Consider the following 14,847-nt stretch of genomic DNA (forward strand, 5'->3'; position numbering starts at 1 on the left):
ACCAGGGGCCGCATCGCCCATCGTAGGGGCCGGTATGGCCGCACTGGGCCTCTCTGAAGTCGGGATGGGGCGAAGGGCCACGTAGCCCGCCAGCGAGGCCACAACGAGCACAAGGGCGGCCACAACGCCCGCGACACGGCGACCTGGGCGCGGGGGTGATTCCGGGGCTGCGCCTTCTTCATGAGGAACGTCGTTGTGAGGTGCCTCGGAGGCCAGGGGGAGGTGGGGCCTGGGGACGTGAATCGGCACCGTCCACGCCTCGCCATCCTCCGACAGCAACGCCTCCAGTTCGCGCCGCATGACTTCGGCCGTGGGGGCGCGGTTCTCCGGCTGCCGGTCGATGAAGTGCATGGCCGCCGCGCTCAGCGAGTCGGGCACTCGCGCGTTCAACGCATGCGGCGCGGGGGGAGGCCACTGGGCCCCCACCAGGGTGCGCGGTGCTTCACTTTCGGGCTGGGGGTTCGTCAGCACATCATAGAGGCAGACCCCCAATGCGTAGACGTCATCGGTCGCCTTGAATTCGTAGCGTGCGTCGTGCTCGTGCCCATGCTCACGGAGGAAGCGCGCGGCTTCCGGAGAGCGGTAGCGACGGGTGCCGGGTGGCAAGGGCGTGTCCGTCAGCTCCGGAGCAAGCGTGTAATCCCCCACGCTGAAGTCCAGGATGAAGGGCTGCCCATCCGAGGCGCGTACGAGGATGTTCCCCAGCTTCAAGTCGCGGTGGAAGACGCCGCGCGAATGCAGGTGGGCCAGCGCCGCCGCGAGCTTGCCGAAAACCCGGGCCACCTCATGCGCCGTGGGGTGCGTCTTCTCCACCCACTCCCCCAGCGTGTGGCCCTCCACGTAATCCAGGATGACGTAGAGCCAGCCCTGGGTTGGGTGCTGCCAGCGTCCGTGGGCGTGAACCTCCACGACGTTGGAGTGGCCGCTCACCTGGGACAGGCACACCATCTCACGCAACAACCGCGCGTCGGCCTGCTCAGCGTCCCCACTGCTGGCGCGGTGCATGGCCATCTTCATCGCGAAGCGGTGGCCTTCCTTCTCCACGAGGTAGACAGCGCCGAAGCTCCCCGCCCCCAACGGCTTCACCACGCGCCAGCCGTCCACTGTCTGTCCAGGTTGCAGATGCGCCGGGCTCAGCCCTATCAACATGGAAGGCGGTTCTAGAACGAGATGCGGGGAATGAGAAGGCGACGCCCGCCATCACTGTCGCGCAACTCCAACCGGAGGACCGCCCCTTCGGGCCACCTGGGCGCCCCGATCTCCACCACGACGAGGGCAGCCCCACCCGGTTCAATCCGTGGCTCCTTCATGCGCACCGCGAGCACGTTGATGCGCTCGCCGCTCGCAACCATGGAGAGCCGCGCTTCCACAGGAGTCCAGGGCTCCATACCGCGATTGTGGACCTGAAGCGTCACCGTCGCCCAGGAGCTCGTCCGATGCGTCCACCCATCCTCAAAACCGAGGCCGTTCCCACCCCCCTGGCCGATCCCTAGCTCGACTCCTCCAGTTTGCAATCCGCCTCTATCGAGCAGGCCCGCGAAGAGCATGCCGGCCGGGCCGCTCGCCACAGTGCGAGCACGGAGCGCCTCCAACTCTGCGTCCTTGGCCAAGCAAGCGGCACGTACCTCGTCCAGCTCGGCACGAATCTCTTCTGCGGTGCGCGGGAGGCGCGACACCATCACCTGTGCGTCCACGTCGGAAAGGTTCGTGACGAGCGAGAACACGACGCGGGCTGGGGCCGCACCATCCGCGAAAGGGACGGTCAGCTCCACGCCCTGCCCAGGCCCCAGGTCCATCGCGGGCTTGAGCACGATGGTCCGTGGCGTGACCTCGAACAACGCGAGTCGGCGCCCCGTGTCCCCGAGCACCACCGAATCGCGGTCCACGAGGGAGTCGAACTCCAAGGTGGTGAGGTAGCCAGGGGCAACGTGCAGCATCACCGGCTTGTCGGCGGTAGCCCCCGAGATCGACACCCGACGCCGCTTCAGCTCGCGCCCGCGTAGGGCATCCTGGGCCTGCGCCGTGGCTGTCCACCCCATCAGGAGCACGAGAGACAGGGCAAGCCGGGCAAGGGACAGGCACACGCGCGGAGCACTTCCAAGGGACATGGCGGAACCGTACCAGGAAGCCCACGGCTTCCAGCTGTTCTCGGTTTTCCTTCGCACGAAGGACGGGGCGGTTTTTCTCTACCCTGTGCCCCGCGCCCCACAAAACTCCCGGTGCCGCTCGGAGCACGTGGCTCCTGACGCCATGTGTTCAATCGGAAATCCGAACCGGGGGTATGCCTGAGCCAGCCCCCAGAATCCGCACCATCTATTAGGGACTGGGCACCCTCAGCCGTGTCCGGAAATGGCGTGGAAACAACCGCGTGAGCCATTCGCAGAAGCCGTACGCACTTACGTGGGGTCAGCACACCGCCAATCGCGGTCAACGAAGGCCCAGCGGAGCCAGTCGCGGAAAGCGTCCCCAGCAAGGAAGTCAGAGGAGACCAACACATGCTTGAACAGGTCGAGCAGTACCGCCCCCACGTCATCGCCGCGCTCACCGACGCCGGTTCCAAGGGGCGCACCGTGAAGGAACAGTGCGGCGCGCTCGGAGCGGGAGAGCAGGCCATCCGTCGTTGCCTCGCGGCGCTCGTGGTGACGGGCGAGGTGCTCGAGCGGAGCCTGTCAACGCGAGTGAGACAGCGAGTTCGTGAGATGACTGCGCAGCCTCCTGTAAGCTGGCGAGCCGTGCGGGGTTGTTGATCCAGACGGCGTTGGGCAGCGCCTGAGCCTTGGGGCGCCACGTGGAAAGCGCTCGGAGTGCCCGGCGTCCTGTGCCACCAGGCCCTGCTTCGCGCGAGCCTCCGGCACACAGCCCGTCAGCGCCACCATGCCCGACACGAGGGCTCCCGCGAGCCCGCTTGTGACTGCTTTTGAACGGAACCACTTCATGATGTGACTCCCCCTTCCACACGGCGGCGAGTCACTCGTGGACAGCCGCGGGCGTCCTGTGAAGGGCGCTTCCGTGGAGGTGTGGGCCGCCCGAGGGGAAACAACCCCGTGTGCATCGCGTGAGCGAGGGGCTGTTCAATCCCTGTCATCGACGGTGCGCGAGCACCTGGGGCTCGCGAATGGCTCACTGCCCGGCAGACAGGCAAACGGGAGTAGTGGATGCGTGGGCCGCGCTCTATATCGGGCGGCGTGTACCGGTCCACCCGGGTGGGCTCGCGGTACCGAGGCAACCTTGTCGTGGGGTCGAATGTGAGCGGGCTGGGGAAGCTGTCAGCAGTCGGGGCGATGGCGCATGGGGTCAGGTCGAGCAGCCTGGAGGCGCTTCGATGACGCTGCCCATCATGGCGCGCGAGGCCGCGGAGGCTCCCGGGGTCGCCCGGCTCCAGCTGGCACGGAGCGAGGACATGTTCGTGGCGCTGGGGGAGCGGCTGCGGCGCCAGCCTCCTCGCTTCGTCGTCACCTGCGCGCGGGGCAGCTCGGACCACGCGGCGGTCTATGGGAAGTACCTCATCGAGACGACGCTCGGCCGCGCGGTGGCCTCGGTGGGCCCCAGCGTGGCGTCCATCTACGGCGCGCACGCGCTGGACCTGCGCGACTCGCTCTTCATCGCCGTCTCGCAGTCCGGGCAGAGCCCCGACCTGCTGCGGCTGACGGAGGCGGCGAAGGCCTCGGGCGCGCTCGTCGTGGGGTTCATCAATGACGCCTCCGCGCCGCTCGGCGCCTTGTGTGACGTGAGCATCCCCCTGGACGCGGGCCCCGAGCGCGCCGTCGCCGCGACCAAGTCGTATCTGCTCTCCGGCCTCGCCTTCCTGCGACTGGCGGCGCACTGGTCCGGAAGCCCCGAGCTGCACGAGGCCGTCGCCGCGCTCCCGGAGGCCCTCGCCTCGGCGTGCGCGCTCGATTGGTGGCCCGCGCTGGAGACGCTCGTCGACGCGCAGAGCCTGTATGTCGTCGGCCGGGGCAGCGGCCTGGGCGCGGCGCTCGAGCTGGCGCTGAAGCTCAAGGAGACCTGTCGCCTGCACGCCGAGGCCTTCAGCGCGGCCGAGGTGGCCCACGGTCCGCTCGGGCTGGTGCAGCCGGGCTTCCCCGTCATCGCGCTGGGACAGGAGGACGGCTCCGCCGAGGGCACGCGCGCGGTGGTGCGCCGGATGATGGAGCTGGGCGCGGAGGTGAGCACGGTGCTCCCCGTCCCCGGCGCCGCGACGCTGCCCACCGTTCCTGGTGTTCCCCTGGCGATTGCGCCACTGTGCCAGGTGCAGAGCTTCTACCTGGCGGTCCACCGGCTCGCCACGGCGCGCGGGATGGACCCGGATGCCCCCGCGAACCTTCGCAAGGTGACGGAGACGGTGTGACCAGACACATCCTCACGGGCTCGCGCGTGTTCACCGGCGAGCGCATCCTCGAGGGCCACTCGGTGGTGCTCGACGCCGGACACATCGCCGCGGTGGTGCCGCGCCACGAGGCGCCCGTGGGGCTCTCCACCCGCGAGCTGCCCGCAGACACCCTGCTCGCCCCCGGCTTCATCGACCTCCAGGTGAACGGCGCGGGCGGGGTGCTGTTCAACGACTCACCCACGGTCGACGCGGCGCTCACCATCGCGTCCACGCTGCGCCGCTCGGGCACCACGAGCCTGCTGCCCACGTTCATCACCGATGCGCCCGAGCGCACCCGGCTCGCCTGTGACGCCGCGGCGCGCGCGCTGGAGCAGCCCGGGAGCGGCGTGCTCGGTGTCCACCTGGAAGGCCCGTTCATCAGCCCCGAGCGCCCGGGTGTCCATGCGCCGCACCACATCCGTCAGCCCGGAGCCGAGGACCTCGAGTCCCTCGTCGCGCTCGGCGAGCGACTGGCCCGGGCTGGGGGCAGGTTGTTGATGACGCTCGCGCCGGAGCGCGTGGAGGACGCGTTCCTCCAGAAGCTCAGCGCCTCGGGCGCGGTGTTGTTCGCGGGACACACGGCGGCGAGCTACGAGCGGACCCTGCAGGCGCTCGCGGCGGGCGTGCGCGGCTTCACGCACCTGTTCAACGCGATGCCCCCGGTGCAGGGGCGACAGCCCGGCCCCGTGGTCGCGGGCCTCGAGTCCGATGACGCGTGGTGCGGCGTCATCGTGGACGGCGTCCATGTGCACCCGGCGAACCTGCGTCAGCTCTTGAAGGCCAAGCCTCGCGGCAAGGTCTTCCTCGTCACGGACGCGATGCCTCCCGTGGGCACGCAGGAGACGACCTTCACGCTGTATGGACAGACCATCCTGCGGCGCGACGGACGGCTGGTCACGGAGGACGGCACGCTGGCCGGCGCGGACATCGACCTGGCGTCAGCGGTGCGCAACACCGTTCGACTCCTGGGCGTGCCTTTCGAGGAAGCGCTGCGCATGGCCTCGCTCTACCCCGCCCGGTTGCTCGGCCTGGAGTCGCAGCTGGGCAAGCTTGAGCCTGGCCAACGCGCGAACCTCGCGCTGCTGCGTGACGACGTCAGCGTGCTCGCCACCTGGGTGGATGGAAACGAACAGTGGCACTGAGCAGATGACGCTCGCGTCACTTCCGGTGGCCGCGTGTTCTTCCACTCACACCATTCATTGCGTGAGGCTTTGACCCGGAAAATCCGGTCCACGCCTCCTTCCTGGAAACGAGTTCCCGAGCGGTTCCGGACTCGCGTCCATCGAAGCGAGGAGAGCAAGCATGCGTCGCAGCAAGTGGTTCATTGGACTGATGGTCTCGGCCCTGTCCGCGAGCGGGTGCGGAGAGGTCTCCCCGTCACACGGCGAGGGCCAGGGCAGTGTGATGCGCGCGCCGCTCGTCGCCGAGTGGGCGGCGGGCGTCGCCTACGCGACGGGCGCGCAGGTCACCTACGGTGGACGGCTCTATCAATGCCGTCAGGCGCACACCTCGCAGGCGGACTGGACGCCCGTGGCGGTGGCCGCGCTGTGGCTGGATTTGGGGCCCGCGGGCGGCGGAGACACCACCGCGCCCACCGTCACGCTGAACGCCAGCTCGACGAACGTCACCGCGCCGGGGACGCTGACCCTCACCGCCACGGCGACGGACAACGTGGGCGTGGACCGCGTGGAGATTCTCGAGAACGGCGCCGTGGTCTCCACGAGCCTGAGCTACTCGCGCAACTTCTCCGGCTCCGCGCAGAACGGCTCGTACACGTACACCTTCCGCGCCTTCGACCAGGCCGGCAACGTGGGCACGCGGCAGGTCACCGTGCAGGTGGCGATTCCGGGGCAGCCGGGTGGCGGCAAGCGCATCGTGGGCTACTTCACCCAGTGGGGCATCTACTCGCGCAACTACCAGGTCGCGAACATCCCCGCGGCGAAGCTGACGCACATCAACTACGCCTTCTCGAACATCTCGGCGGACGGGCGGTGCGTCCTCGGTGACTCGTTCGCGGACATCGACAAGGGCGGCGGCTGGCCGGGCGAGTGGAACCCGGGTGCGCTGCGCGGCAACTTCCGCGCGTTCCAGGAGCTGAAGAAGACGCAGACGCACCTGAAGGTGCTCATCTCCGTGGGCGGCTGGACGTGGTCGACGTACTTCTCGCAGGTGGCGGCGACGCAGGCCTCGCGGGCCGCGTTCGTGAAGTCCTGCATCGACCTGTTCATCAAGGGCCAGTACCCCGGCGTGGACCCGGCGAACGGCGTGGGCGTGTTCGACGGCATCGACATCGACTGGGAGTACCCGGTGGGTGGCGGCCTGCCGGGCAACACCAACAGCCCCGCGGACAAGCAGAACTACACGCTGCTGATGGCCGAGTTCCGCAACCAGCTCAACGCGGTGACGGCGCAGACGGGCAAGCCGTACCTGCTCACCATCGCCACGGGCGCGTCGCCGGACCTGCTGACGAACAAGCAGGAGACGAAGAACCTGTCCAACATCCTCGATTGGATCAACGTGATGAGCTACGACTACCACGGCGCATTCGAGAGCACGGTGAACTTCCACTCGGCGCTCTACCGCGTGACGGGCGACCCGGCGGCGGGGACGGGCTTCTACACGGACGGCTCGGTGGCGAAGATGCTCGAGCTGGGCGTGGCGCCGGACAAGATTGTCGTGGGCGTCCCGTTCTACGGCCGAGGCTGGGGCGGCGTGCCGAACGTGAACAACGGCCTGTTCCAGAGCGGCGTGCCCACCAAGGGCACGTGGGATGACGGCCAGTCGGGCCTGACGGGTGTGTTCGACTACAAGGACATCAAGGTCAACTACGAGCGCGCGGGCTCGGGCTACACCAAGTTCACCCACCCCGAGGCGAAGGAGGCCTACGTCTACAGCCCGACGACGAAGGTGTGGATTGCGTACGACGACCCGTCCACGCTGAACGCGAAGTCGGACTACATCCTGAACAAGAACCTGGGCGGCGCGATGTTCTGGGAGCTGAGCGGCGACGACGGCACGCTGCTCGACACGCTGTACCAGCGCCTGCGCTGAAGCCGGTGAAGCACGGGGGGCGGAGCCTGGGTCTCGGCTCCGCCTCCGCGTGCAACCGCGCCCATGCGGGCGGTCTGGCTTCGCGGGAGATGTCCCTCGACCCGCTTGCTCCGCGCCACCACGCCTCGTGTTAGGTGGCGCCTGCGAGAAGGCGTCTCGCCAGACAAAGGGGCGTATGAAAAGCAGAGCGATGCCGAGGGGGCTCGTGGTCGCAGTCGTGAGTGGTTGGCTGCTGGCTTCTTGTGGGGGAAGTGGGAACGGAACACCTGATGGCTCGACGCAGCCGGACTCCGGGACGGATTCCGGTACGCCGGTGCCAGACTCGGGCACTCCGGACGCGGGAGCACCCGACGCGGGCCTCGCGGACGCGGGGACACCCGACGCGGGGACCCCGGATGCTGGGACTCCGGAGGACACCACGCCTCCCGACGCGCCGACGCTCCTGGGGACCACGCCCGTCTCCCCCGCCAATGACAACGCTCCTCGCGTCCTGGCCAGGACCGAGCCCGAGGCGCGCGTGCGCCTCTACACCGTCGCGGGCTGCTCCGGTGCCATCGCCGGCGAGGGCACCTCGGACGCCACGGGACAGGTCTCCATCCCCGTGACGGTGTCCGACGACGCGTGGGTCTCCTTCCACGGGTTGGCCATCGACCTGGCCGGGAACGTCTCCGCGTGTTCGTCCCAGGGAGTGAACTACCGCGAGGACAGCACGCCGCCGACACTCTCGAACCTCCGGCTGTCGCCCTCGGCGGTCGCCAACGACAACGCCCCGCGCCTCATCGGCAGCACGGAGTCGGCGGCCACCGCCCGGCTCTACCTGGACGAGACCTGCTCCGGGACACCGGTCGACACCCAGGTGGCGGACGCGGCCGGCACGTTCTCGCTCCGAATGTCCGTCGCGGACGACAGCGTCACGGGCACGTACGTGTCCACCACCGATGCGGCGGGCAACACCTCGGCCTGCACCGTGGGCCCCGTGTACCGTGAGGACAGCACGCCGCCCGCGACGCCAGCCCTCGCCACCACCCCCGTCAGCCCCGCCAACCACAACGCGCCAGTCCTCCACGTCACCACCGAGCCGGGAGCCCAGGTGCGCTTCTTCGCGGGCGCGACGTGTGTGGGAGGAGCGCTCGCCTCGCGGACCGCCGACCATCAGGGTCTGGCCACCCTGCCACTCGCCGTGGGCGACAACAGCACGTCGAGCTACGTGGCCCAGGCGACGGACGCGGTCGGGAACGTCTCGGCCTGCTCCGCGGCGCTGACCTTCGTGGAGGACAGCACGGCGCCCTCGGAGCTGGCCGCCACGGTGATGGATGGCCTCACCGGACCGGAGCTCGCCTATCAGAACAGCACCACGCGCGTCGCGGCGCGCTGGTCCGGCTTCAGCGACGCGGTGGGCATCCAGCGCTACGAGCTCGCCGTGACGTCCACCCCGGCATGCCCTGGCAACGCGAGCAGCCTCCAGGACGTCGGCGCCACGTCGTCCGCGGAGCTCACGGTGCTCACCCTGGCCGAGCAGCGCTATTACAACTGCGTGCGCGCGGTGGACGCGGCTGGGAACACGTCGGGCTGGAAGAGGTCGGATGGGTTCATCGTGGACGTCACGCCGCCGCGCGTGGTGTCCGCCACGCCCGCGGCGTCCTCGGCCACGGCCACTCCCTGGACCGTCATCGAGGTGTCGTTCAGCGAGACGACGCTCGACACCACCAGCGTGACGCCGGCCTCGTTCCAGCTCACGGCGGGCGGCAAGGCGTTGACCGGGAGCGCGGTGACCTGCGCGGCGGGCAAGTGCACGCTCACGCTGAAGCCGGGGCCGGCGTTCGGCGCGCAGGTGGGCGTGGTCCTCGACGGGGTGAAGGACCTCGCTGGCAACGCGATGACCTCTTCACACAGCTGGGGCTACTCGGTCCGCGCGGCGCAGTGGAACGCGCCCCTGGTCCTCTCGAGCAACCCGAACCGCAACGCGGTCCACGCGGCGCTCACGATGGATACGGCGGGCGTGGCGACGGTCCTGTATGTCAACGAGGGGCTCCGGGCGCGGCGACACAAGCCAGGCGCGACCTGGGAGACGGAGCAGACCGTCGGAACGGGGACCCTCAACCCCTCGCAGCCCTACCCGGCGTCGCTCACGACCCTGTCCGACGGCGCCCCGCTCGCCATCGTGGAGTCGTGGCCGGCGGGGGATTACACCGTCCGCAGGACGTACGGCATCCTCGCCACGGGCGGCGACAGCAACCCCCAGGGCTGGGGTGTGCCGCAGTTGCTCGGAGCAACCACGGGGCAGCGTGTGGGGGGCGCCCGGGTGGTGCCGGCGCCCGGCCAGAGGGCCCTCTCCGCCTGGATCGAGGAGAGCACCACGCAGACCTCCCTGTGGGTGCAGCCGTACGACGGGGGCTCGGGCTGGGGAACGCCGGTCCTCGTGCGCACCATCAACGACTCGAACTGGACCACCTCGTGGGACGGGTATGACGTCGGCGTGGACTCGCGCGGCAACGGGGTGCTGGCCTGGTCCGAGCTCAACAGCCCTCTCCAGTATTCGCGTCAGGGGTTCTGGAATTGGAGCGCGCCGGTGAGTGGCGAGGGCATGGCGGGGCGCTATCCCCAAATGGCCCTGAACGCGGACGGGACGGGCTTCGCCGTCTGGGTTCGCCGGTACCTCGACCAGGACCGCGTGTATGCGAATCCGTTCCAGGTCGACTCCGGCTTCAGTGACCAGGAGGTGGCCCTCCACACGCAGGGGAACGTCATCAGCGAGCCGACGGTGGGCTCGGATGCGAATGGCAATACGTTCGTCATCTGGAGTCAGTCGGGCACCGACGCCGGTTGGGGGCTGTGGTGCGCGCGCTACGTGAAGGGCTCGGGCTGGCAGCCGGCCCAGCAGCTCGCGGCGGACTTCGGCGGGGTCCATGAGCTCCATGTCTCTCCCACGGGCTCGGCCATGGTCGTCTATGGCGTCGACGAGGGAGACATCACGGCCGTCTGGGCCCGCCGCTTCGTGCCCGGCACGGGCTGGACCGCGGCCCAGCGGCTCGACTTCGCCACCGTGAAGGGCTACCTCGGGGACATCGAAGTGGTCGCGAGCCCGCTCGGCGGCGGCGCCGTCATCTGGGCGCGGCAGGAGACGGACACAGGCATCTACTCCCTGGTCTCGGCGGTCTTCGAGTAAGCGGCGTCTGTGGATTGCCTCCGGCCCCTGGAACTCCTGGGGCCGGAGGTGCACGCGCCCGTGCTCACGCCCACCACCAGGTCTACGGCGACAGCGGCTTCAACAGCCCCGCCTGGTCCAGCAAGCCTCGCACCCGCTCAGCCAGCGCCACATGCTCCAGATTGCTCGCCGTGAAGCGCTCGGGAGTGAGGACAATGAGAGTGCCCTTGCCCTCCACGGGCTCGACGCGCACGGGAGCAGGGAGAGGGGGCACCGTGCCTCGGCGCTGAGTGAGGTACGTCACCCATCCGACGTATGGCGACTTCGGGACGCGATGAGCGTCGACCATGTCGCGGTGAGCGTGTGACATGGCCACGCCCCAATCCGGCTCCCATGCGGCAGCTGTTTCTCGCAGCATGCTCGACAATACAGGTGCGCTCAGGACACGGTCCGCGCTCGCTCCTCGGCTGGGCAAGCTGAACACGCAGCGGTTGTGCGTCCGCGCATCATGGCTTCCACACCTGAGCAGGAAGCCGCAGTCCTCATGTGCCAGAGGCTCGCCATTCCATCCTCCGACGCTGAACCCAAGGTCATCGAATACCGGGTCCTTGTTCTTCTGGATGAGCCGCGTCAACGCCTCGTGGTCTGGCCGAAGTGGACGCTTCAACGACGCCTTCGGTGACTTTGCTGTCTCGTACCAATGCGCAAAGGACGAATCGAGGGAGGAGAGTCCCTTCAAGAAGCCCTCCAGTCGTTGCGCACAGCCTTCCGGCGACTCCTGTCGAGGGCCCCAGTACCCACCCGCGTAGTACGTTTCACTCACGAGAGTTCACCTTCAGGGATGCACAGGAGTGAAGACCACTTCGATTCCTTCAATTTCGTTGTCCTTCAGCAGCCTCCGGATGGCGCTGGCCGCGCTCTCTTCCGCGACATGCCACCGGACCTGTGCGCCTCTCGCTGCACGAAATTGCCTGTCGGCCTGCTCAACGAGCGCCTTCGCCCCTGAGCTCTTGAACCAACGTTTCGGGTCGAGTCCATCGAAGAACCTGGCGTAGCCCGGCCCCTTCGCCTCCAGCAGCACGCCCTTTGTGTACCCATCGAACTTCACGCCTCCGCTGTCTCTGCCGACGCCTCCGACCCAGTATGCCTCGTCCGCTGTATGGCCCGAGATCTGTTCCTGGTAGCGCCGCGCTCCGGGCGACATGGACTCCTTCGCCGGTCCCCACTGTCCAGGCCCCTTTGAGGGTCCCCCTTGCTTCGCCGTCGTGCCTGCCCGCTGAAGGATGATGGCTGCTCCAGGCCCTCCACTCAGCGTGGCGGCCGCACGTCCCACGGGTGCCATCACGAGCCGTATGGCGACAGTTCCGTCAGCGGACAACGCGAGCGCTGGCACTTCCGCCGTGGCGAGCGCTGTTCCCTCCAACGTGCGCGTCACGGCCGACACCGTGCCCCACGTCGCGATGAGGTTCGTCACCAGCTTGGAGACGGCCTGCACCTTCTCGCCCCGCGTCATGTACCGGAAGCGCTCCAGGTACTCGGGCGATGACTCCAGCAAGGCCACCACGGCGGCTGGCATCTTCCGGAGGGCCTCGAGGCTGTCCGCTGGCGATGTCGAGAAGAGCTTGCCCACGGCGAGGGCGAGCCCGACGAATGCCTCTTCGGCCCCGTCCAGGGCGCGACTGATGACGTCTGCATCGTCGTGGACGTCCGCCAGTGGGAACCCGCTCTGCTCCCGGAGGTCGTCGTTCAGCAGCCGGAACACCCCCGTGCTTCCGTCATAGAAGCGGCCCAATTCGAAGCCGTGCGCGCGAAAGGCCCCGGCCCTCCACTCGACGGGCGCCACTCTTTGTTGGGTCCTCCCAGTACGCACCCACGCGAGACATCCGTCAGGTCGGAGCACGGCCAGGTGCCTGAAGCGGTCCACCCGGCGCACCAACTCGTCCCGGGCCACCTCGCCCGTGGCCAACACCTCCCGCAGAATGAAGCCCACCGCGAGGCGTGCCGGAAACTGCTCTAGCGTGACCTCCCTCTTCAACAGCGTCGCGAGGAGTCGCGCAGCGTGAGTCGGGGACAGGGAACTCCCCGAGACAGGCCGAGCGTCGCTTGCTTCGAGCCCTGCGTTCTGAAGCAGGTCCACGAACGCATCGCTCCGCGGACTCTGACCTGACCCGAGGGACGCGGAGTCCCGGAACAGATGGCGTCGACGAAGCCGTTGCCCAGATGAGTCCTCTGCCGCTTCGGCGTCCTGTTCGGGGTCGGGGCCCTCGCCCGACGTGGTCCACCGCTCCCCCGGAATCGTCGCGTGCTGCCGGAGCGTCGCCTTACGAGTCGACGCGTCGACTCCGGCGCAGCCCGTGAGCAACAAGGCAGCGCCAACCACCCAAAGACCCGCACGCATTCCGCACCCCCACGCCTCCCTCCGCGGAAGGCAAGCAGCGGGGATGTTGGCATCGACAGCTGACAGGCACCTGGGCAATCGACGAGCGGGCGAAGTCCTACGCCGTCACGCAGATACACCCTGCCCCATCACGGCATGCGAGGAGACGATACAGCCGTAGCCGCGTCGTCCTGAGCGCCATGGCTCGCGGCTCACCGCAGACGGCGGCACGCCGCGGTCTTCACCGCGAGGTACACACGGGCGCCCGTGCTCACGCCCAGCTCGCGCACGGAGTCCTCGGTGAGCCGCACCACCCAGCGCACGCCTTCGACGTCCACGGTGGCCGCGGCCTCTCCTGCTCCCGCGCTCTCCACCCCCACCACCATGCCCGCGAGCACGTTGCGCGCGGACACTCCGGTCAGCACGCCCATGGAGAGCAGGATGTCGCTCGCCGGCACCGCGTAGGCCGCTCGCGCGCCCACCGCCAGCTCCGGCGCGTCCGGCACCCAGAGCCCCAAGCCCTGCGTCACCCGCAGCCGCGTGCCGCCCTCCTCGGGACGCTCCAACACGCCCTCGAGGATGTTCTCCTCACCCTCCGCCTCCGACGCCAGCAGCCCTCGCGCAGACGCTCCCAACACCTGGGACGCCGGCCCCGCCGCGCGCACGCGCCCTTCGTCCAGGAGCACCGCCTCCTTCGCCAACACCCGCGCCTCCCCCAGCTGGTGCGTCACGTACAACATCGGCACTCGCGCCTCGTCACGGACGCGCAGGAGATACGGCAGCACGCGCTCCTTCAGCGTCACGTCCAGCGCGGCCAACGGCTCATCGAGCAACAACAACGCAGGGTCCGTCGCCAACGCTCGCGCCAAGGCCACACGCTGCTTCTCGCCTCCCGACAGCGTCGCCGGATAGCGATGCAGCAGCGGCCCCAGTTCGAGCAGCCCCACCGCCTCGTCGAAGCGGGACGACCTCCCCTTCCGCGCGCCGTAACGCACGTTCTGTTCCGCCGTGAGATGCGGGAACAGCAGCGCGTCCTGCGGCACATACCCCATGCGCCGGGCCTCCGGAGGCACCTCCACGCGCGCGTCACTGTCCAGCAGCACGCGCCCACCCACGACGACGCGCCCTCGCGCACCAGACCGCAGCCCCGCCAGCACCTCCAACAACGACGTCTTCCCCGAACCCGAGCGCCCCAGCACCGCCACCGACGCGCCCTCCAGCCGCGCGTCCACCTCCAACACGAAGCGCGCCAGCGGCAATCGAACCGACAGCTCCAGGCTCACGCGCGCACCCGCCGTCCCCTCCACCGCGTCAGCCCTTCCGTGGCGTACACCGCGACGAACGCCAGCAGCGCCGCGATGCCCGCCAACCGCAGCGCCTGGGCGTCCTGCCCCAGCTGCGTGTACTGGAAGATGGCCAGCGACAACGTCTGCGTGCGCCCCGGGATGTTCCCCGCCACCAGCACCGTCGCGCCGAACTCGCCGAGCGCTCGCGAGAACGCCAGCAGCGCCCCCACCACCACCCCGCGCCATGCCAGCGGCAACGTCACCCGGGAGAACGCTCGCGCCCGCGAGTCCCCCAACGTGCGCGCCACCGCCACCAGCCGAGGGTCCACCTCCTCGAACCCCGAGCGCGCCGAGCGCACGAGCAGCGGGAATGCCATCACCGCGCTCGCCAGCACCACCGCCCCTGGCGTGAACACCACCTCCACGCCCATCGCATCCAACACGCGCCCCAGCGGTCCCTCGCGCCCGAGCAGCTCCAACAACACCAACCCCACCGCCGTCGGCGGCAGCACCAGCGGCAGCGCCAGCACCGTGTCCACCACGCCCCGCCCCGGCCCTCGCCAGCGCGACAACGCGTAGGCCACCGCCACCCCGGGCGGAAGGATGACCAGCGTGGCCA

At 69.2% G+C, this 14,847-nt stretch carries 11 protein-coding genes; 5 read left to right on the plus strand and 6 right to left on the minus strand.

From position 1 onward, the window contains the following. Positions 1 to 1,104, minus strand: a 1,104-nt coding sequence (locus FL311_RS31640; RefSeq protein ID WP_228557206.1) for a serine/threonine-protein kinase, incomplete at its 3' end; no start/stop codon positions are given. A gap of 56 nt (positions 1,105 to 1,160) precedes the next feature. Beyond that, positions 1,161 to 2,084, minus strand: coding sequence for a DUF2381 family protein (locus tag FL311_RS31645; RefSeq protein WP_194869439.1), 924 nt, complete (start codon positions 2,082 to 2,084; stop codon positions 1,161 to 1,163). Positions 2,085 to 2,495: 411 nt separating this feature from the next. Between FL311_RS31645 and FL311_RS31650 the strand changes: the two genes are divergently transcribed. The 5 genes from FL311_RS31650 (at position 2,496) to FL311_RS31670 (ending at position 10,586) form a co-directional block, all read left to right on the plus strand. Beyond that, positions 2,496 to 2,747, plus strand: a complete 252-nt coding sequence (locus FL311_RS31650) for a hypothetical protein (protein WP_141331038.1) — start codon at positions 2,496 to 2,498, stop codon at positions 2,745 to 2,747. Positions 2,748 to 3,322: 575 nt separating this feature from the next. Further along, complete coding sequence (locus FL311_RS31655; protein ID WP_141331040.1) at positions 3,323 to 4,348, plus strand: SIS domain-containing protein; 1,026 nt, start codon at positions 3,323 to 3,325, stop codon at positions 4,346 to 4,348. After that, positions 4,345 to 5,511, plus strand: a complete 1,167-nt coding sequence (nagA, locus tag FL311_RS31660) for an N-acetylglucosamine-6-phosphate deacetylase (protein ID WP_141331042.1) — start codon at positions 4,345 to 4,347, stop codon at positions 5,509 to 5,511. The genes FL311_RS31655 and nagA overlap by 4 nt, the downstream gene beginning before the upstream one ends. Before the next feature lie 160 nt (positions 5,512 to 5,671). Next, positions 5,672 to 7,420, plus strand: coding sequence for a glycosyl hydrolase family 18 protein (locus FL311_RS31665; RefSeq protein WP_141331044.1), 1,749 nt, complete (start codon positions 5,672 to 5,674; stop codon positions 7,418 to 7,420). 313 nt (positions 7,421 to 7,733) lie between these two features. Then, positions 7,734 to 10,586: an Ig-like domain-containing protein gene (locus FL311_RS31670; RefSeq protein WP_141331046.1), complete on the plus strand. Its 2,853-nt coding sequence runs from the start codon at positions 7,734 to 7,736 to the stop codon at positions 10,584 to 10,586. A gap of 82 nt (positions 10,587 to 10,668) precedes the next feature. Here the strand turns inward: FL311_RS31670 and FL311_RS46340 are convergent, their stop codons facing one another. The 4 genes from FL311_RS46340 to modB all read right to left on the minus strand — a co-directional run. Then, positions 10,669 to 11,388: an immunity 52 family protein gene (locus tag FL311_RS46340; RefSeq protein ID WP_194869440.1), complete on the minus strand. Its 720-nt coding sequence runs from the start codon at positions 11,386 to 11,388 to the stop codon at positions 10,669 to 10,671. A gap of 12 nt (positions 11,389 to 11,400) precedes the next feature. Beyond that, positions 11,401 to 12,702, minus strand: a complete 1,302-nt coding sequence (locus FL311_RS31680; protein ID WP_228557207.1) for a Tox-REase-5 domain-containing protein — start codon at positions 12,700 to 12,702, stop codon at positions 11,401 to 11,403. A 452-nt stretch (positions 12,703 to 13,154) separates the two neighbouring features. Further along, positions 13,155 to 14,225: a molybdenum ABC transporter ATP-binding protein gene (gene modC, locus FL311_RS31685; RefSeq protein ID WP_141331052.1), complete on the minus strand. Its 1,071-nt coding sequence runs from the start codon at positions 14,223 to 14,225 to the stop codon at positions 13,155 to 13,157. Next, on the minus strand, positions 14,222 to 14,847 hold a 626-nt coding region (gene modB / locus FL311_RS31690; protein ID WP_141331054.1), incomplete at its 5' end, for a molybdate ABC transporter permease subunit. The genes modB and modC, both read right to left, overlap by 4 nt.

The organism is Myxococcus sp. AB025B, assembly GCF_006518215.1.
Classification (GTDB): Bacteria; Myxococcota; Myxococcia; order Myxococcales; family Myxococcaceae; genus Myxococcus; species Myxococcus fulvus.